The following is an 18249-nucleotide window of genomic DNA, read 5'->3' as shown; positions in this document are numbered from 1 at the left end:
ACTGTAGACCTGGCGCACTCGAACGAGGAGAGTCCACGAGAATGGCAGCGAGCGCAGCAATACCGGACGATTTTGTGAGCGGACTCGAAGGCGTCGTCGCCTTCACCAGCGATATCGCAGAACCCGACAAAGACGGCGGCGCACTGCGCTACCGCGGAGTCGACATCGAAGACCTGGTCGGCCAGAGGGTCACCTTCGGCAACGTATGGGCCCTTCTCGTCGACGGCCGCTTCGGCCCCGGCCTCCCGCCGGCCGAGCCGTTCCCCCTCCCCATTCACACCGGCGACGTCCGTGTCGACGTCCAGGCCGGACTGGCGATGCTGGCTCCCATCTGGGGCTACCAGCCACTCCTCGACATCGATGACGAGACCGCCCGCGACCAGCTCGCCCGCGCGTCCGTCATGGCACTGTCCTACGTCGCGCAGTCCGCTCGCGGCATCTACCAGCCCGCAGTCCCCCAGAGCCGCATCGACGAGGCCAAGACGGTCACCGAGCGCTTCATGGTGCGCTGGAAGGGCGAGCCCGATCCGGCACACGTCGAGGCAATCGACGCGTACTGGGTCTCGGCAGCCGAGCACGGCATGAACGCCTCCACCTTCACGGCCCGCGTCATCGCCTCCACCGGCGCCGACGTCGCGGCCTCGCTCTCCGGCGCCATCGGCGCGATGTCCGGCCCGCTGCACGGCGGCGCTCCGGCCCGCGTTCTTCCGATGATCGAAGAGACCGAGAAGACCGGCGACGCCCGCGCACTGGTCAAGGGAATCCTCGACCGCAAGGAAAAGCTCATGGGCTTCGGACACCGCGTCTACCGCGCCGAAGATCCCCGTGCACGCGTGCTTCGCGCTACCGCGAAGCGCCTCAACGCTCCCCGCTACGAGGCTGCCGCAGCTCTCGAGCAGGCAGCACTGACGGAACTGCGTGAGCGTCGTCCCGATCGCGCGATCGAGACCAACGTCGAGTTCTGGGCTGCAGTCATCCTCGACTTCGCCGAGGTTCCCGCGCACATGATGCCCGCCATGTTCACCTGTGGCCGCACCGCCGGCTGGTGTGCACACATCCTCGAGCAGAAGCGTCTCGGTAAACTGGTACGCCCGGCCGCCATCTACACCGGCCCGGAGCCCCGCACGCCTGAGTCCGTCGAGGGCTGGGACCAGATCAGCCACGCGTGACACCCGCTCGAATTCGCCAATCACGGTAGTACAGAACACAAGTGAAGGAACAGAAAGAAGCGATGACCTCCACACCGATCATCCCCGCCGACCTCAAGCCCGCCGACGGACGCTTCGGCTGCGGTCCTTCCAAGGTTCGCCCCGAGCAGCTGCAGTCCCTGGTCGAGGTGGGCGCTTCGGTGTTCGGCACCAGCCATCGCCAGAAGCCGGTCAAGAACGTTGTCGCCAGCATTCGTTCCGGCCTCGCCGATCTGTTCTCACTGCCCGAGGGCTACGAGGTCGTCCTCGGTAACGGTGGAACCACTGCGTTCTGGGATGCGGCTGCATTCGGCCTCATCCGCGAGAAGTCGCTGCACCTGACCAACGGCGAATTCAGCTCCAAGTTCGCTTCGGTCGCCAAGGCCAACCCGTTCATCGGTGACCCGATCGTCGTTTCCGCCGATCCGGGCAGCGCACCGGTGCCGGTCTCGGACCCGTCCGTCGATCTCATCGGCTGGGCGCACAACGAGACCTCCACCGGTGTGTCGATCCCCGTCTCGCGTCCCGCGGGTTCGGAGAACGCCCTGATCGCCATCGACGCCACCTCGGGCGCCGGTGGACTCCCGGTCAACGTCGCCGATTCCGACGTCTACTACTTCGCTCCGCAGAAGTGCTTCGCTGCAGACGGCGGACTGTGGATCGCGCTGATGAGCCCGGCCGCCCTCGAACGCGTCGCGGAGATCAAGGATTCGGGACGCTGGACGCCCGACTTCCTCTCGCTGCCCATCGCCGTGGACAACAGCTCCAAGGATCAGACGTACAACACCCCGGCCCTGGCCACCCTGTTGCTCTTCGCCAACCAGATCGAGTGGATGAACAGCAACGGCGGCCTCGACTGGACCACCGCTCGCACCGCGGATTCGTCCTCGCGCCTGTACAACTGGGCCGAGGCCAGCGAGTTCGCAACGCCGTTCGTCGCTGATCCGGCACACCGCTCGCAGGTTGTCGGCACCATCGACTTCAACGACGACGTCGACGCAGCAGAAGTTGCAAAGATCCTGCGCGCCAACGGAATTGTCGACACCGAGCCGTACCGCAAGCTCGGACGCAACCAGTTGCGTGTCGGCATGTTCCCGGCCATCGACCCCGATGACGTCACCGCTCTCACCAAGAGCATCGACTGGGTCGTTTCTCAGCTCGGCTGATTTTCACACTGCTTCACCGCTCGGCCCTCGACATCGTGTCGGGGGCCGAGCGTCGTTTGCGCAAGACCCTGTGAGCTACCACACCGGTAGGTGAATCAGAGGCCATCTCGCCCTGCGTGTCCTGCCGAGCCCATGGTCACGAATGAATTACAGTTGAGCGCGGCGCAAAGTCGCGAGCCGGCGCGATAAGGAGGTCAATGTGCGAGAGCTTCGAGTGATCGGACTTGAACCCGATGGATCGCATGTGGTGTGCGCAGATGCTGAAACCGGCCAGAAATTCCGGCTTCCCGCCGATGACAAACTTCGTGCAGCTTCCCGCGGAGACGTGGCTCGACTCGGCCAGATTGAGATCGAAATGGAAAGCCAACTCCGTCCCCGCGAAATCCAGGCCCGCATCCGTTCCGGTGCTTCCGTAGAACAGGTCGCCGAAGAAGCGAAGATTCCCATCAGCAAGGTCGAGCGCTTTGCGTATCCCGTTCTGCTCGAGCGCTCTCGCGCCGCAGAAATGGCGCAGGGCGGTCACCCGGTTCGCGACAACGGTCCGACGGTTCCCACACTCTCCGAAATCGTGACTCACGCATTCCGTGCTCGTGGCCACAGCATCGACGAGGCCACCTGGGATGCCTGGCGCGACGAGGACAATCAGTGGGTTGCGCAGTTGCAGTGGCAGGCCGGCCGCACCACCAACGCCGCGCACTGGCGTTACCAGCCCGATGCACACGGCGGAACGATCGTTGCGCTCGACGACGCAGCATTCGACTTGATCGATCCTGACTTCGGTCGCCCGCTCCGCGGGCTGGTACCGGTGGCCTCGAACGAGCCGGAACAGCTCGAACTGTCCCGATTCGACGTCGAACCGGTGGCGGAAATCGAGCCGACGGTGGTTCCCGAACGGACTGTGGTTGCCGAACGGACTGTGGTTCCCGAACGGACTGTGGTTCCCGAACGGATCGTGGCGCCCGAGCCGATTGCCGAACCGGAAACCGTCGTCGCCGAAGAGGTTCCCGAACCTGCGCCGGATGTGACGCCGAAAACCGCGCCGCAACAGACGCAGACAAAGGACAAGCGCGGAAGGCCTGCTCTGCCCTCGTGGGATGACGTTCTTCTCGGGGTCCGCAGCAGCGGTCGCTGACCCGAAGGAAAGTATTCTTCTTTCGAGCGAGGCTGAGGAGAGAGGGCTGCCGGTGGCTGCACGGGTATCGACAATCTGGTTTCTGGGCGGCGCAGACGCTCGCACCGAATTGAGCAAGTACCCGCAGCCGGATCAGACAGAGGCGCTGAAAATCGCCATGTCGTTGTATCCGGACAAGGAGTTCGAATCCCTCGGGCCCCAGCCGCTGTCGATGGCCGCGACGGTGAGCCCCGGCTACGTCTTCATCGGCGCGTACAACCGGGTGAGCGTCGTATGCAGCGCCGAACTCAGCACCTTCGTCCCCTCGAAACTGCCTGAGTCCTGGCACCTTTCGGCCGAGGGTGGGTCGACGCTGCTGATCAGCTCCGTCCCCGAAACCGCGCAGGGCTCGTTTGCACTGTGGGAGGACGGCGAGCTACGACGCTCGTTCAGTGCCATCCCGATAGACATCGTCGAAAATGTGGGGATCCCGCAGACCTGGGAACGGGAATTCTGGGCCGGCGATCATCCTCTGCGCTATCCGCCCGGGATCCTGCCCGATCCGCAGTCATTGCCGTTCCACCCGCAACAGTTCGCGGAGTCCGCCAATCTCGAGTGGCTGGGATTCCGATACACCGGCGCTCCGCGAGAACACGAACTCGATACGACGCAGATTCTCCTGTGGGGCTTCAAGATTCACCGTCCCGGCGAGGCGCCTAAACCTGCGCCACCAGCTCCCGTGCCGGTACCCGAGCAGGCGCCGACCGAGGTGCCCGTGCCCGAGAACATGCCGCCGATCCGCGAAGCGCCGGCAGCCAAGCCGCGCAGCCGCCTCGCCCGCTACTTCGGATTCAAGTAGCGCGGTACGCCTTCACAGGTTCATGCGGCTATCGCTGCGATCCACCCGAGCGGAACGCCGACAACTGCGCCGAAGACCACCCATCGCCAGACAGGAGTCGCTCGCCAGCGCCACACGGTCGGCGCAAGTCCGCCTACCGCAATGAGATTGACGACAATCGCCAGGAGCACGTTCACGTTGCCCAGTGCGACGCAGAACGCCGCGACGGCACTGGTCGAGAGCATCGCGGCGAATACCGACACCGCGATTCCGGTGAACCAGGGTGTGCGGTCCTGAGTCACCGGCCGGTCCTGACACGTTCGTAGAAGGCCATCGCCGCTGCGGTCGCGACGTTGAGCGAATCGGTGCCTGGTGCCATCGGTATCTTGGCGCGAATGTCGGTGGCGCGCATCGCATGTTCGGTCAGTCCTGGCCCCTCGGCGCCCAGCAGTAGCGCCACCTTCTCCCCGGTCATCGCTTCGGCCAAAGTGACCGCTTTCGGATTCGGAGTCAAGGAAATGAGCTGAAAACCGTTGCCACGCAGCTCCTCGAGGTCGTACGGCCATTTCGCCACGTGCGCGAAGGGCACTCGCAGCACGTGTCCCATCGACACGCGGACCGAGCGCCGGTACAACGGGTCGGCACAACCCTTCCCGAACAGAACGGCGTCGACGCCGAGCCCCGCAGCGTTACGGAACATCGAGCCGAGGTTCTCGTGATCATTGACGCCTTCGAGGATCGCTACCGTCTTCGCATCCCTCAACACGTCCGAGACCGCGAGCGGTGCCGGACGTGATGCTGCAGCGAGGACGCCACGGTTCAGGTGGAATCCGACGACCTCGGCCATCACTTCGGCGCTCGTACGGTAGAACGGCACGTCCACACCGTCGAGATCGTCAGCCAACTCCACGAGCCGTCGTTCGACGCCGAGGAGACTGATCGGCTCGAACCGCGAGGTCAGCAGCCGCTGAGTGACGAACACTCCCTCGGCGATCACCAACCCCTTGCCCTCCGGCAGGTCGGGGCGTCGATCCGAGGAGTTGAGATCGCGAAAGTCCTCCAGCCGGGAGTCGGCGGGATCTGAGATGTCGATGACGTGAACCACGGGTCTATCGTGCCGTACGCACCGCGAGCCCCCACCACTACTCCCGACCTAGCGCAACAGCGTGACAAAATGCGCGTCGAGCACCTGGCTGATCACCTCCGGATTGGTTCGCTCGGGATTGTCGACGCCGTGCGACGCGAGCCCGTCGGCGAGCGCATGCAATCTCATCGCCTCGATGTCGACCGAGGCACCCGGCCGTAGAAAACCCGCTCGATGCGCCGCTTCCACGAACGAACGAAAGTGCTCGAACAAGGTCCGGTCTGTCTCGTCACGCACCGCCGTCAACGCCGGATCGGTCTGGGCGGCAGCAGCAAAGGCCTCCCAAACCTGCATTTCTTCACGCCGATCTTCGTCGAGGGGCACGAACTGATCGGTGAACTGGCGGATCGCGCGGCGGATGTCGGGATCGAAGTCGATGCCGGCAATCCTCTTCTCCACCCGAACGGTCACGAGCGTCATCGCGAACAGCAAGAGTTCGGACTGCGTGGTGAAGAAGTGACGCAGCGAGCCCGTCGACATCTTCGCCTCGTCCGCGACGGCTCGGACGCTGGCGCTCGCGACACCGTCGCGTCGAATCACACGCCAGACAGCCTCGGCGATCTCTTCTCGTCGCTCGTCGGGACTGATTCGTTTCACCACTTCACAAAACTAACACAACTGTGCTAGTTTTCCTCCACTAATACAGTCGTACTAGAAATGAGCTGATGTCATGATCGTCCACCTGATCATCGCGTGCGAAATCATGTTCTGGGTGTTCATCGCCGTCGGTCTCGCCGCCCGCTATCTCCTTCGCCGCAAGACGCTGGGCGCCGCGCTGCTCATCTGCGCTCCCCTGGTCGACGTGGTCCTGCTCGTCGCCACGGCCCTCGATCTTCGCGGCGGTGGCGAGGCGAACTTCACCCACGGCCTTGCCGCGGCCTACATCGGCTTTTCCGTCGCGTTCGGACACAGCCTCATCTCCTGGGCCGACACCAGGTTCGCCTACCGATTCGCCGGCGGCCCAGCGCCCGTGGCACCGCCCAAGTACGGGAGCGCGCGGGCCCTGCGCGAATGGCGCGAGTTCGGCAAAGCCGCGATCGCCTGGGCCATCGCGTGCGGGCTTCTCGCCGCCGCCATCTACCTCGTCGACGACCCCGCCCGTACGGGAGCCCTCGACGGATGGATCAGCAAGCTCACTGTGGTGCTGGGAATCTGGGGAGCAATCGCGTTGAGCTACACGGTATTTCCCAAGCGAGAGAAGGTCATGGCGCGCGGCTAGCCTCGACTGCCTGTTCGGTCGCATCGCACACGATCACCGGACGCAGGACGAACACCGGCAGCCTGCCACCGTCTTCCGGCCTCGCGAGCCGAAGCTTCAGTCCTTCGCTACGCAGCAGGTACACCCCGGCGGCAGTGCCCGAGACCAGCGAGATCACTCCGCCCACGATCAGGGGCGCGCGAGGATCCACGGAGTCGGCGAGCCAGCCCAGCAACGGGCTTCCCAGCGGTGTGCCACCGAGGAAACTGAGCATGTAGATGCCCATCACCCGCCCGCGCATCTCGGAGGGTACCGACATCTGCAGGATGTTCATCGCAGACGTCGTGAACGTCAATGTCAGTGCGCCCGTGGGAATCAGCATCAGTGCCACCAACGCGTAGGTGGGCATCAACCCGACCGCGACCTCGAACACACCGAAAGCCACGGCGGCACCGAGGAACGTACGCAGTCGCGGTGCTTCCTTCCGTCTCGCGGCATACGCAGCGCCCGCAAGGGTTCCCACGGCGAGCGTCGTGGACAGGAGTCCGTAGCCGTCGGCCTCGAGACCGAACGTGTTACGCGCCATCACCGCAAGGCTGATCGCGAAGTTCAGACCGAACGTCGAGACCATGAAGACGGACACCATGATCACCCGAAGGTCCTTGCGGCCCCACACATATCGGAACCCGTCGCGCACCTGGCCCTTGGTACGCGGAGCGGGTTCGGACGGGATCAACTCCTTCTTGTTCATGAGGTAGAGCGCGATGAGCACCCCTCCGAACGTCGCGACGTTGAGCAGGAACACCCACCCGGTACCGATCAGGTTGATCAGAACACCCGAGATGGCCGGGCCGACGATGCGGGCCGTGTTGAACGTCATGGAGTTGAGCGCGATGGCGTTGGACAGGTGCTCCTTGCCCACCATTTCGATAGTGAACGACTGACGCACCGGTGCGTCGAGCGCCGAGACACAACCGAGCGCAAAGGCAATCAGGAAGACGTGCCATAACGCGACCAGTCCGCCGACGTCCAACACACCCAGTACCAGCGCACAGGCCGCACTCGCCCACTGCGTGAAGATCAGGATCCGACGCTTGTCGTACCGATCGGCCAGCACACCGCCCCATACCGAGAGGAACAGCGTCGGGCCGAACTGCAAGGCCATGACGATGCCCACCGCCAACGCGTTGCCGTCCGAGAGCGTCAGTACCAGCCAGTCCTGGGCGATACGTTGCATCCACGTGCCGACCAGAGAAACGATCTGTCCGGAAGCCCAAAGGCGGTAGTTACGGTTGTGGAGCGCGGCAAACATGCCGGAATCGGGGTCTCGGGGCACCACACCATCTTGCCCCTCGAGTAATTCGTTTGGGCAACGACCTATGGCATGGCGGAGCTACTCCGTCTTGTTGACCATCTCCGTGATGATCTCGACAGCCCCGCGCAGCGTCGCGAGTTCTTCGCCACCCAACCCCGCCAACTGCTCGTTCATCCACGCTTCACGCGCGTGGGTCTCGTCCGCGAGCAACGCCTGCCCGGCGTCGGAGAGGTTGACGATGATCTGACGACCGTCCGTGGGATGCGGCGAACGCTCGACCAAACCGAGCTCGGCGAGAGAAGCAACAACCCGCGTCATCGACGGCGGCTGCACTTTCTCACGTGCTGCGAGTACGCCAGGAGTCATCGGGCCGTACTGATCCAGGCTCGCCAAAGCGGACAGTTGCGTCAGCGATACCTGAGCGTCGACTCTGCGGCCGCGCAGATGCCTGGTGAGACGCACTACAGCCAGGGAAAGATCGCTGGCCAGCGCACGAGTTTCGGTGGTCACGCGTCAGACAATACGTCAAGAGCTGGCCGGTAGCTCACGTAATCGAATACCGGTCAACCCCGATTTCACGTAAGGGCGTCGGTAATGGGTCCGACAGTGAAGTAGGCCACAAAAAGTGCCGCCACGATCCACAGCAACGGGTGGATTTTCTTGATACCACCGCTGGCAGCGTGCAGGACCACCCACGAAATGAAGCCGACGCCGATGCCGTTGGCGATCGAGTAGGTGAACGGCATGACGATCATGGTCAGGAACGCCGGGAGTGCCACCGAGAACTTCGTGAAATCGATGTCTCGGACCTGTCCGATCATCAATGCACCGACGACGACGAGGGCAGGCGCAGCTGCCTCGATCGGCACGACGGAATACAGCGGCGTCAGGAACATCGCGACCAGGAAGAGCAGACCCGTGACCACGTTTGCCAGGCCCGTGCGGGCGCCTTCGGCGATACCCGACGCGGATTCCACGAACACGGTGTTCGACGACGCCGAAGCGCCACCGCCGACGATCGCACCCGCACCTTCGACGACCAACGCGCGACCGACGTTGGGGAGGTTTCCGTCCTTGTCGGTCAGGCCGGCTTCCTTACCGAGACCTGTCATCGTGCCCATGGCGTCGAAGAAATTCGCGAGCACAAGGGTGAAGACCAGCAGGCTGGCGGCCAGAACACCGATGCGGGTGAACGCGCCGAAGATGCTGACGTCGCCGACCAAGCTCAGGTCAGGCATACCTCCGAGCATGTCCGGGATGGCGGGGATGCTGAGGTTCCAGCCCTTGGGGTTGGTGCCGAGTGAGGGTCCGACGTCGGCAACGGCTTCGATGACGGCGGCGAGGATCGTCGTGACGACGATGCCGATCAGCAGTCCACCACGAACCTTGCGCACGACCAGAACACCCATGAGCAGCACACCGAAGATGAACACCACGGTCGGCCACGAAGCGATGGAGCCGTTGATTCCGAGTCCGACGGGGACCGTCGTACCGGCGGCGTCGGGGATGCGGCGGACGAATCCGGCGTCGACGAGTCCGATGAAGGCGATGAACATGCCGATACCGGCCGCGATCGCGGACTTCAGCGCTGCGGGGATCGCGTTGAACACCGCCGTTCGGAAGCCCGTGAGCGCCAACAGAACGATGATCACACCGTCGATGACCACCAGACCCATCGCCTCGGGCCAGGTGACCTGAGGTGCGATGGTGACTGCGAGGAGGCTGTTGATGCCGAGACCCGCGGCGATGGCGAACGGATAGTTGGCGACGACACCGAAGACGATGCTCATCAGGCCAGCCACCAGAGCGGTGACTGCAGCCACCTGGTTGACCGGAAGGATGTTGCCGAGAACGTCGGTCTTCGCCGCAGCGTCTTCGGCCGAGAAACTGCCGAGGATGAGGGGGTTGAGGACCACGATGTAGGCCATCGCCACGAAGGTGACGACACCGCCGCGAATCTCGGTCGAGATCGTCGACCCTCGTTCGCTGATCTTGAAATAGGTGTCGAGGATCTTGCCGGGTGCCGCCATGTTTGTTCTTTCCCCATCGCTGTAGGTCGCCGTGTGCCGGCGCACATGAAGCCGGTCGCACTAGGGAGAGTAGGCCACCGGGGTACGGGTAGCGTTAATTTTGTGACGGAGACTCGCAACACAACTGGCCTGATCGGCAAATTGTCCGCACCCGCGCCGGCACTGATCATCGGCACCGCGTTGTGGGTGATCGCCACGATCGTGGTCGCGGTGAGCGGCGACCGTTGGTCGGATGCACTCCCGATTTGTTACGCGGGTATCGGAGTCGGCTTCCTCGGCTTCGCTCTGTTCTCGATTCAACGGCGCGCAGCTGTGCGCGGCGACAAGGGCGCGCAACAGGGCGCCGGTCTGGTCGACTGAGCGGGTCGATTCACCCTTTCAGTATGGTAAGCCTACCCTGCACCAATGTGCGGATCATGGCTTGCCGCCGCTGAAAGGAAACACGTCACCGTGAATATCTCCATCCGAAATCGTCGGAAAAGCCGCGACCTTAGGAAAAGCCGAGGACATCGGACGAGACTGACATCCGTTGCCCTGGTCGCACTGGTCGGCACAGCACTCGTCTCCTGCGGATCGGGCGACGACGACACGACAAATAGTTCGTCGACTTCCGGAGGCGGCGCCTTCCCCGTCACGATCGATCACGCCTTCGGCAGCACCACGATCGATTCCGAACCACAGCGGATCGTCACCGTCGGCTACAACGACGAGCAAGCTCTGTTGGCCTTGGGCATCAAGCCCGTCGGCATGGTCAATCAGTACCCGGGTGAGCCGGACGTCAACCGCACGTGGCCGTGGGTGACCGGACCTTGGGGCGGAACCGAACCGACCGTCGTCGGCAGCAATCCCGAAACCACGATCAGCGTCGAAAAGATCGCCGCGCTCGAGCCGGACCTGATCCTCGGGCTCTACTCGAGCATCGACAAAGACCTGTACAGCACACTTTCCGCGATCGCCCCCACCGTCGCGAAGGATCCGGCCTACGGCGACTACGCAACCCCGTGGCAGATCACGACGAAGACCGCGGCAAAGGCAGTGGGCCGCGAAGCCGACGGCGAGAAGTTGGTCGCCGACATCGACAAGCAGTTCGCCGACGCGAGAAGCGCTCACCCCGAATTCGCGGATCAGACCGCGGTGATCATCAGCGTCGACACGACTCCGGAGTTCTACGCCTTCTCCTCCGAGGATGCCCGCGGACGAGTTCTCGGCAGCCTCGGATTCAAACCTGCTCCCGCGGTCGAGGCGTTGATGAACGGCGAGTTCTACGCTCCGATCTCCACCGAACGACTCGATCTCCTCGATGTGGACCGTCTCGTGGTCATCGGCAATCCCGATGCCGCCCAGGCGGTCCGGAGCAATCTCGGCTTCCAACAACTCGACGTGGTCAAGAACAACCGCGTCGTCTACGTCAACGACGATCAGGCCCCGCAGGTCGGCGCTGCCCTGACCGCAAGCTCAGCGCTGAGCTTGCCTTGGGCTACAAGCGAACTACTCGCCGAGCTTACGAAGTAACCGGCGTCCGGCGCGCCTTGATCTGCGCAGTTCCCCAGATCCACACTCCGGCCCACATCATCCCGAACGCCCAACCTGCCAGAACGTCGGTCATCCAGTGGGCAGCCAGGTAGACGCGGGAGAATCCGACGGCGATCGTGTACAGGCCGAGGCTCGCGAGCATTGCCAACTTCGCGAGCCTCGGCAAGGCAAGCCGAAGAATCACGGCGGCAACCGAAGTCGCGAGGATCGCGCTCATCATCGCGTGGCCCGACGGGAACGAATACGAGTCGATTTCGATCAAACGCTCCGGAACGGGTGGGCGGGTCCGGGTGAAGATGCGCTTCAATCCGCTCATCACGAGCAGGCCGGTCAACATCGACCCGGCGATCAACAGAGCTTCGGTGCGCAGTCCTCGGACCAGAAGCACGATCGTCAGCAGCGTCGCGATCAGCCACGACGCGAGTGTTCCGCCGCTGTCGGTGATGACGTCGACCACGTCCACGAGCCACGCCGTCCGCTGACTCACCGCGCTGTCGAGCACCCACTGATCAAAAGACATCTGGCCTCACATTCCTTGCGGCAGAGTCCACGTGCGCATCACGTGATGAATGCCGTCCGAGTCCACCCACCAAGGCACGGTCACTGTCGCCTCCACTGCTCCTGTCAGTTCCACCGACAGTTCGTGATGGATCACTACCTCGCCGACGGGAACCTCACGGCCGAGGGCTGCGAAGCCGAGAACTGCCTGTGGTTCGTTCGCCCAAGTCGTCACGACGCCGGTGCTGCTCACTCGTCCGTGAACGGATGCAGAAGCCGCCGCGATGTCGAGGAGATCCGCCAGTGCGGCGGCCGTCTCGAAGCTGCCGAGCACCACTCGTTGCGCAGGTAGTGCTGCTCCGAGCCACGGTCGGTCGAGAACAAGGGCGTCGCCGGGATCGACCAGATCGCCGGAAAGGCCGCGCACGAACGGTGGCAGGCGCAGTTCCTCGAGGTCGAGAACCCGTCGCTGCGCTGCCTCACCCAGTAGTCTGTGCGCCCGCGCGACGACGGCGGAGGCCGGCATCCGTAGTGGGTCGGCAAGCCGATCGAGCAGCAGCTGAGCCAGTTCCGGATCGTCGACGGTATCCGATGCCAGCAGTCCGGAAAAGAATCCGGCGTCGGGGTGTTCGGCAGCATCGAGCAATCCCTCGAAAGTGCGATCGCCCGGCGCGCGCAGCAGTCCCAGAACCTCCCCGCCCAGTTCGGCATTCGATCGCAACCACCACGCCGTGTATCCGCGGCGATCGACGAGCAGCGCCCGCGTTGCCGGCGATTCGACCAGCAACGACAACGCTTGAGCCCAGCGGTCTTCGTCCACGAGATCGAGGTCGCGCACGGCTTCGATGTATTCGGGATCCTCGTCGAGGGTGTCCCACCATGCGTCTTCGGCGTCGAGATCGTGGTCCGGGCCGGACGGCAATTCCTCACGGACCACCGCGAAGCCCCACCCGACACCGACTACCCGAAGTGCCTGCTCCCCCACCTGCTGCACGAAATCAGCGTCGACGATGCCGAAGGGAGAATCCTCGACCAGGACACCCGCGAGGGGAGCCCCCGGAAGCAGAAGCTGGTCGGCGGAACGCAATTCGCCCTCCGAATCAGGAAGCAGCACTTCACCGATCCACGACGGTAGTGCCCCTGGCGCCACGTGGGCAGCCAAGCCGAGCACCACCTGCGCCAAGTCCGTCACTACCGAATCATCCTGATCCGCAGCATCTTCGATCAATGCTCGTAGCGCCGGGTCGGACAGCAGGTCGGTGGCACTCGCGGTCTGCGCTCCCAATCGAGACAGCAACGGGTGAGCCGCAACGGGATGAACCAACCTCGTCCACTGCACCGACGGTGCGTCTTCGCCCAGTTCGACACCGACGACGACGGTCCGCGGACCGGTCACGATCCGTCCGTCGGAGAGCGGAACGGGCAGCGTTCCAAGCTCTTCCACCGCAAGGGTGTCGATCACCAAGGGCTCGAGAGCCGAATAGAGCCGATTCCACCAACTCGGTTCACGTTCGAGGCCGCTGAGCAGTTCCGCGATGCGCGCGAGTCCGATGCGGTGCGTCGACACCGCCGCAAGTGCTCGCTCGTGCTTGGGGCCGGAGAGTTCGGGGACAACCAGTCCGCCGATGATGTCGGTGAGCAAATCGGCGAGTTCGTCACTGAGCCCGGGAACCACGGACGCTCGCTGCGGCGCCCGGTCGGGTTCACCGACCACCGGAAGCCACTCGTTCTCCTGCAACTCCTTCAGAAGCGCTTCGCGCAGAAGCGAATCCGTTTCACTTCGAGCGAAGGCGGGAATCGGAACGAGCGCCGTGCGCTGCCGGGGCGGCAGTGCGGCAAGGAACTTCGCGTATCCCTCGGCGAGCGGAGCGATCGGTGCAGCGGGCATGATGCGTCGCCGATCGGGCTGCATCGCTATGTCGGCAATGATGATCGCGGGGATCGACAGTTCCTCGTCGGATCGCGTCGGCGCCCGCAGGACGTCGTCGGACACCGGCTCGACGACCCCGTCGCGGACCGGCACCAACCATCGTGCGTTCGTCGCCGAGTACTGCCACCACGTGCGATCTCCGATCGCTATCTCCACGAGACCGGATTCCAGCACTCGTTCCGAACGCTGAAAAGTCTTCTCGCCCAGACGAATAGATCCGAGGGCCGGAAGTTCGAGCAGCAAGTCGACGGCCTCGCGCGTCATCTGCGCGAGCAACGCAGCGGCATCGACATCCGGCCGCAGTGTCAGCACCACTTCCGAATCGGCACCGACGCCGGGCAATTCGACCGAGGGCCACACCAAACGGAGTACGGGAACTCCGGTTTCCGGCACCGGAAGTTCGTGAGACTCGATCTCGCGCAGGGTTTGCGAGGCAGAGAACCGAACCGATCCCGTCGACGAGCGCAGTTCCACCTCGTCACTGACCGAGAGAACTGCCGAGAATCCGACGCCGAACCGACCTGTGACGCCTTCGTCGGCGTCGACCTTGTTCGACGCTCGCAGCGCCGTGAGCGCGTGCACGCCGGATTCGTCCAGCGGACGGCCCGTGTTCGCCACGGTCAGCGTCTGATCGTCCAGGTCCACCCACAAAGAGCCTGCGATGCCCTCGCGTGCAGCCGCATCGGCAGCGTTCTGCGCCAACTCGGTGAGCAGACGGTCGCGGTACCCGGCCTTCGCGAGATCGGATTCAGCAGCCGCGTCTTCACGCAATCGCGTCGGAGATTCCGACCACGCGCGCAGCGTCGCCGCCCTGAGTGCGTCCGTGCCGAACGGATCTTCTACTCGGTGGATACCGAATCCTCAACTGCAACAACGCTCGACGGGCGAGCAGGCACCGCGATCAGCTCGACTGCCCCGTCGTCGAATGCGTCGAACTGCGGCGAACCCGCACCGAGCGGCAAGCTGGTGTCCGAGTGCGCGCCACAACCGTAGGACACGCTGACCACTCGGCCGTCTGCGGAGAGTTCGTTGCCGCACACGCCGAACGCTGCATGCAGCGAACCGGCGAGCGGCAGGAAGAACCCACACAGCCCACACGTCGACGGCGCGGCCTTCGCCATTTCCGACTCCGGGCCGAAGTCACCGTCGAACCAACGCTGCGCGGCATCGAGTCGGCCTTCGAGGCTCATGACCTGTTTGCGGCCGAGCCCGATTTCGAGAGCTACCTCGTCGACTTCCGGGTCACCGGTGGCGACGTAGCCGGGAACGAGACGAGGATCCTCGGCCGGCGGAGCCAACAGGTCACCGACGGAGAGATCGCCGGGGCGAATCCGCTGATCCCATGGCAGCCATTCCGGCGCAACCAACGCGTCGGGACCTGGCAACAGCGCCAACTCACTGACCGTGGCGTGGGTGTCCTCCGGTCCGGCAGCGACGACAACCGCCCACTGCCAACCGCGGTATCCCGGAATGTCTGCTGCAAATCGATGGGTGGCGGCAAATTCGTCCTCCGACGTCACGCCGAGGTATGCCCCCACACCGCCTTCATGCAGGTCGACGACTGCCGTTCGGGCAAGCTCGACCGCATCGGCCAGTACTGGGCGCGGCACTGCACGCTCTGGAGAAGTAGCAACACTCACTCCTCCAGTTTGCCGCACCACCGCAAGTCCGCAACGCACTGGGCTGCCATGCTGGGCAGATGAGTAGGTCACACGCCAATTCCGTGCGCAGTTTCGCAGCGGTCGCCGTGATCGCGTCGGCGCTGGCGGGGTGCTCCGATTCCCCCAGCCCTCCCGACAACCTCACGACCGAAACCGGCTCCGTCGAGATCGTTCGAGTGTCCGCGCACGACCCCGACGCGTTCACGCAAGGCCTCGAAATCGACGGAAATCGTCTCTACGAAAGTACCGGGCGCGTCGGGCAGTCCTGGGTCCGCTCGAGTGAGATCTCGGACGAGCAGGCACCCGCTTCGGGACCGGAGGTTGCACGTGCCGATCTCGACCCGCCGTTGTTCGGTGAAGGCATCACGATCGCCGGAGACACGCTGTGGCAACTCACCTGGAAAGACGGCGTTGCCATCGCTCGTGACAAGGACACCTTGATCGAACGAGGGCGGTTCCCACTCGACACCGAGGGATGGGGAATCTGTTCGCTCGGGGATCGGCTGGTCTCGAGCGACGGTTCGGCCACGTTGACCTTCCGCGATCCCGAAACCTTCGCGGCGATCTCCACGATCGATGTCACCAGGTCTTCGGAGTCCGTGGGCAAACTGAACGAACTGGAATGCGCCGAAGACGGCTCCGTCTACGCCAATGTCTGGACCAGGGACACCGTCGTCAGAATCGACCCGTCGGGCGGCAGTGTCACGAACGTGTACGACGCGTCGCCGCTCCGCGAAGAACTCGTCACGGACGGATCGACCAGCACCGTCGACGTTCTCAACGGCATCGCGCAGATTCCCGGTACCGATCGATTCCTGCTCACCGGCAAGTATTGGCCGCAGATGTTCGAAGTCCGTTTTGTTAACTGAGTCCGACATGACACAGGACTCGCAGGGGTGTGCGTGGTAGCCGCGCCGACACTAGGACAGAATTGAGTGGTGACCGGACCGCGCGAACCCTACGACCCCGAAACTCGGCGAATCCACGACGAGCCGGAGGGGCAACAGGTGCACCCCGGTTACGACAATTACCCACCCGCGGCCCGCCCGGACAACTACCCGCCTTCGGCCCGTCCCGCTGCCCGTCGCACGCCTTTGCCGCCGCTGCATCCGATCCCGGAATCACGGGGAGACTCCGATTCCGCGTCCGGTTCGAAGGCACCGGGTGCGGACGCTCCCAAGGCTCCCCCGATGCCTCGCAAGCTCACCGTCACCCGCGTCGCAGCGATGCGCAGCCGTGAACTGACGAACAAGGGCATCGCGACATTCCAGCGCGCAGCGAAGGCCGACGGCGCGGACAAGTCCGGACTGACCGCTCTCACCTACGCGGTGATGACGAACAATGCCACCGACGCGGCCATCTCCGTCGCCCTCGCCAACACGCTGTTCTTCTCGGCCGCGACGGGCGAGGACAAGACCAAGGTCGCGCTCTATCTCCTGATCACGATCGCGCCGTTCGCCGTGATCGCGCCGCTCATCGGTCCGATGCTCGACCGCTTGCAGCGTGGCCGCCGAATCGCGCTCGCGTCGTCGTTCGGAGTCCGGACGCTCCTCGCGGTGATCCTGGTCTTCAACTTCGACAGCTGGATTCTGTATCCGGCGGCGCTCGGCATGATGGTGCTCAGTAAATCGTTCTCGGTACTCAAGAGTGCGGTGACTCCACGCGTGCTACCACCGGAAATAGACCTGGTGCGAGTCAATTCGCGTCTGACGGTCTTCGGGTTGATCGGTGGAACGATCGGGGCCGGCGCTGTCGCGGGTGCGCTCGCCCTCGCTTTCGGTTCCACCGGAGCCTTGTGGTTCGCGGTTGCCGTCACCGTCTTCGGCGCATATCTGAGCATGCGAATCCCGTCGTGGGTCGAGGTCACCGAGGGTGAGGTTCCCGCGACCATCACTTACCACCCGGACGAGGCACATCACGCCGGCAGCGCCCCACCACAGCCGAACGCGAAACCGGCCAAGGTCCGTCAGCCTCTCGGACGGGCCGTGATCATCGGACTCTGGGGCAACGGAACCATCCGAGTGCTCACCGGCTTTCTGACGCTCTACATCGCGTTCGTCGCCAAGTCGCGTACCGATCACGAGCCACTCCAGCAAGCCATGATGCTCGGCTTGGTCGGCGCAGCCGCCGGTCTGGGTAACTTCGCCGGCAATGCCGCGGGCGCTCGCCTCAAGCTCGGCCGGCCCGCGTTGATCGTGCTTCGGTGCACGGCCTCGGTATGGATCATCGCCGTGATCGCCGCTCTGACGGACAACCTGATGACCGCCGCCCTGGCAACGCTCATCGCCTCGGCCGCCAGCGCACTCGCCAAGGTCTCGCTCGACGCGTCACTCCAGCACGACCTGCCCGAGGAATCGATCGCGTCCGGATTCGGCAGATCGGAGACGGTTCTGCAGTTGAGCTGGGTACTCGGCGGCGCATTGGGGGTTCTGCTTCCGACCGAATACTGGATCGGGTTCACTGTTGTATCGGTGTTCCTGACGATCGGTCTCCTACAGACCTTCCTGAGCTACCGAGGAAGCAGCCTCCTGCCCGGCCTCGGTGGGAAGCGACCCGATCTGGCCGAACAAGAAGTGACCGAAGTGATTTACACCGGTAAATCCAACCGAGGACAAGGAAGTACTCCGCAGTGATGATG

At 64.1% G+C, this 18249-nt stretch carries 18 protein-coding genes; 9 read left to right on the top strand and 9 right to left on the bottom strand.

Annotation, left to right across the window (positions count from 1 at the left end; genetic code table 11):
- The first annotated feature begins 41 nt into the window (after positions 1 to 41).
- From ACFQ6Y_RS10175 to ACFQ6Y_RS10160, 4 genes are all read left to right on the top strand, one after another.
- A complete protein-coding gene (locus ACFQ6Y_RS10175) occupies positions 42 to 1169 on the top strand; it encodes a citrate synthase 2 (RefSeq protein ID WP_230814514.1) in 1128 nt (375 codons plus the stop codon).
- A gap of 62 nt (positions 1170 to 1231) precedes the next feature.
- Positions 1232 to 2353 carry a phosphoserine transaminase gene (gene serC, locus ACFQ6Y_RS10170; RefSeq protein ID WP_007733484.1) on the top strand — a complete coding sequence of 374 codons (1122 nt, stop codon included), beginning with the start codon at positions 1232 to 1234 and terminating at the stop codon, positions 2351 to 2353.
- Positions 2354 to 2552: 199 nt separating this feature from the next.
- Entirely contained in the window at positions 2553 to 3485 is a 933-nt protein-coding gene (gene sepH / locus ACFQ6Y_RS10165) for a septation protein SepH (protein WP_378631643.1), read from the top strand.
- Between the two features lie 52 nt (positions 3486 to 3537).
- Positions 3538 to 4323, top strand: coding sequence for a DUF6928 family protein (locus tag ACFQ6Y_RS10160; protein ID WP_378543221.1), 786 nt, complete (start codon positions 3538 to 3540; stop codon positions 4321 to 4323).
- 20 nt (positions 4324 to 4343) lie between these two features.
- Here ACFQ6Y_RS10160 and ACFQ6Y_RS10155 read toward each other — a convergent pair whose 3' ends face one another.
- From ACFQ6Y_RS10155 to ACFQ6Y_RS10145, 3 genes are read right to left on the bottom strand one after another with little or no spacing between them, the layout of a single operon-like run.
- Positions 4344 to 4604 carry a DUF2537 domain-containing protein gene (locus ACFQ6Y_RS10155; RefSeq protein WP_378631641.1) on the bottom strand — a complete coding sequence of 87 codons (261 nt, stop codon included), beginning with the start codon at positions 4602 to 4604 and terminating at the stop codon, positions 4344 to 4346.
- Positions 4601 to 5407 (bottom strand): TrmH family RNA methyltransferase, encoded by an 807-nt coding sequence (locus tag ACFQ6Y_RS10150; protein ID WP_378631638.1) that lies wholly within the window; start codon positions 5405 to 5407, stop codon positions 4601 to 4603. The genes ACFQ6Y_RS10155 and ACFQ6Y_RS10150 overlap by 4 nt, the downstream gene beginning before the upstream one ends.
- Before the next feature lie 48 nt (positions 5408 to 5455).
- Complete coding sequence (locus ACFQ6Y_RS10145; RefSeq protein ID WP_378532287.1) at positions 5456 to 6046, bottom strand: TetR/AcrR family transcriptional regulator; 591 nt, start codon at positions 6044 to 6046, stop codon at positions 5456 to 5458.
- A gap of 70 nt (positions 6047 to 6116) precedes the next feature.
- Here ACFQ6Y_RS10145 and ACFQ6Y_RS10140 point away from each other — a divergent pair, with 70 nt between their 5' ends.
- Positions 6117 to 6665: a hypothetical protein gene (locus tag ACFQ6Y_RS10140; protein WP_378631635.1), complete on the top strand. Its 549-nt coding sequence runs from the start codon at positions 6117 to 6119 to the stop codon at positions 6663 to 6665.
- Here the strand turns inward: ACFQ6Y_RS10140 and ACFQ6Y_RS10135 are convergent.
- The 3 genes from ACFQ6Y_RS10135 to ACFQ6Y_RS10125 form a co-directional block, all read right to left on the bottom strand.
- A complete protein-coding gene (locus ACFQ6Y_RS10135; protein ID WP_378632833.1) occupies positions 6649 to 7956 on the bottom strand; it encodes an MFS transporter in 1308 nt (435 codons plus the stop codon). The two genes, ACFQ6Y_RS10140 and ACFQ6Y_RS10135, sit on opposite strands and share 17 nt — an antisense overlap.
- A gap of 81 nt (positions 7957 to 8037) precedes the next feature.
- Complete coding sequence (locus tag ACFQ6Y_RS10130; protein ID WP_003939901.1) at positions 8038 to 8469, bottom strand: MarR family winged helix-turn-helix transcriptional regulator; 432 nt, start codon at positions 8467 to 8469, stop codon at positions 8038 to 8040.
- A gap of 65 nt (positions 8470 to 8534) precedes the next feature.
- Complete coding sequence (locus ACFQ6Y_RS10125) at positions 8535 to 9989, bottom strand: NCS2 family permease (RefSeq protein ID WP_378446242.1); 1455 nt, start codon at positions 9987 to 9989, stop codon at positions 8535 to 8537.
- A 102-nt stretch (positions 9990 to 10091) separates the two neighbouring features.
- On the opposite strand from ACFQ6Y_RS10125, the gene ACFQ6Y_RS10120 reads away from it, so the two are divergent.
- Together ACFQ6Y_RS10120 and ACFQ6Y_RS10115 are read left to right on the top strand one after the other, a co-directional pair.
- Positions 10092 to 10349 carry a DUF2530 domain-containing protein gene (locus ACFQ6Y_RS10120; RefSeq protein ID WP_007733492.1) on the top strand — a complete coding sequence of 86 codons (258 nt, stop codon included), beginning with the start codon at positions 10092 to 10094 and terminating at the stop codon, positions 10347 to 10349.
- Between the two features lie 90 nt (positions 10350 to 10439).
- Positions 10440 to 11501, top strand: coding sequence for an iron-siderophore ABC transporter substrate-binding protein (locus ACFQ6Y_RS10115; protein ID WP_378631632.1), 1062 nt, complete (start codon positions 10440 to 10442; stop codon positions 11499 to 11501).
- Here the strand turns inward: ACFQ6Y_RS10115 and ACFQ6Y_RS10110 are convergent.
- The 3 genes from ACFQ6Y_RS10110 to ACFQ6Y_RS10100 form a co-directional block, all read right to left on the bottom strand.
- A complete protein-coding gene (locus ACFQ6Y_RS10110; RefSeq protein ID WP_378631629.1) occupies positions 11491 to 12042 on the bottom strand; it encodes a phosphatase PAP2 family protein in 552 nt (183 codons plus the stop codon). The two genes, ACFQ6Y_RS10115 and ACFQ6Y_RS10110, sit on opposite strands and share 11 nt — an antisense overlap.
- Before the next feature lie 6 nt (positions 12043 to 12048).
- Positions 12049 to 14721: a sacsin N-terminal ATP-binding-like domain-containing protein gene (locus tag ACFQ6Y_RS10105; protein WP_378631626.1), complete on the bottom strand. Its 2673-nt coding sequence runs from the start codon at positions 14719 to 14721 to the stop codon at positions 12049 to 12051.
- A 68-nt stretch (positions 14722 to 14789) separates the two neighbouring features.
- Positions 14790 to 15611, bottom strand: coding sequence for a DUF3027 domain-containing protein (locus ACFQ6Y_RS10100; RefSeq protein WP_230814746.1), 822 nt, complete (start codon positions 15609 to 15611; stop codon positions 14790 to 14792).
- Between the two features lie 38 nt (positions 15612 to 15649).
- On the opposite strand from ACFQ6Y_RS10100, the gene ACFQ6Y_RS10095 reads away from it, so the two are divergent.
- Complete coding sequence (locus tag ACFQ6Y_RS10095) at positions 15650 to 16480, top strand: glutaminyl-peptide cyclotransferase (RefSeq protein WP_378631624.1); 831 nt, start codon at positions 15650 to 15652, stop codon at positions 16478 to 16480.
- Positions 16481 to 16549: 69 nt separating this feature from the next.
- Positions 16550 to 18244: an MFS transporter gene (locus ACFQ6Y_RS10090; RefSeq protein WP_378446236.1), complete on the top strand. Its 1695-nt coding sequence runs from the start codon at positions 16550 to 16552 to the stop codon at positions 18242 to 18244.
- Positions 18245 to 18249: the final 5 nt, after the last annotated feature.

Origin of the sequence: Rhodococcus sp. NPDC056516 (genome assembly GCF_042794655.1) — a bacterium.
In the GTDB taxonomy this organism is placed as follows: domain Bacteria; phylum Actinomycetota; class Actinomycetes; order Mycobacteriales; family Mycobacteriaceae; genus Rhodococcus_F.
Note: the sequence above shows the minus strand (reverse complement) of the source record. Positions and strands in the feature narration are given on the sequence as shown.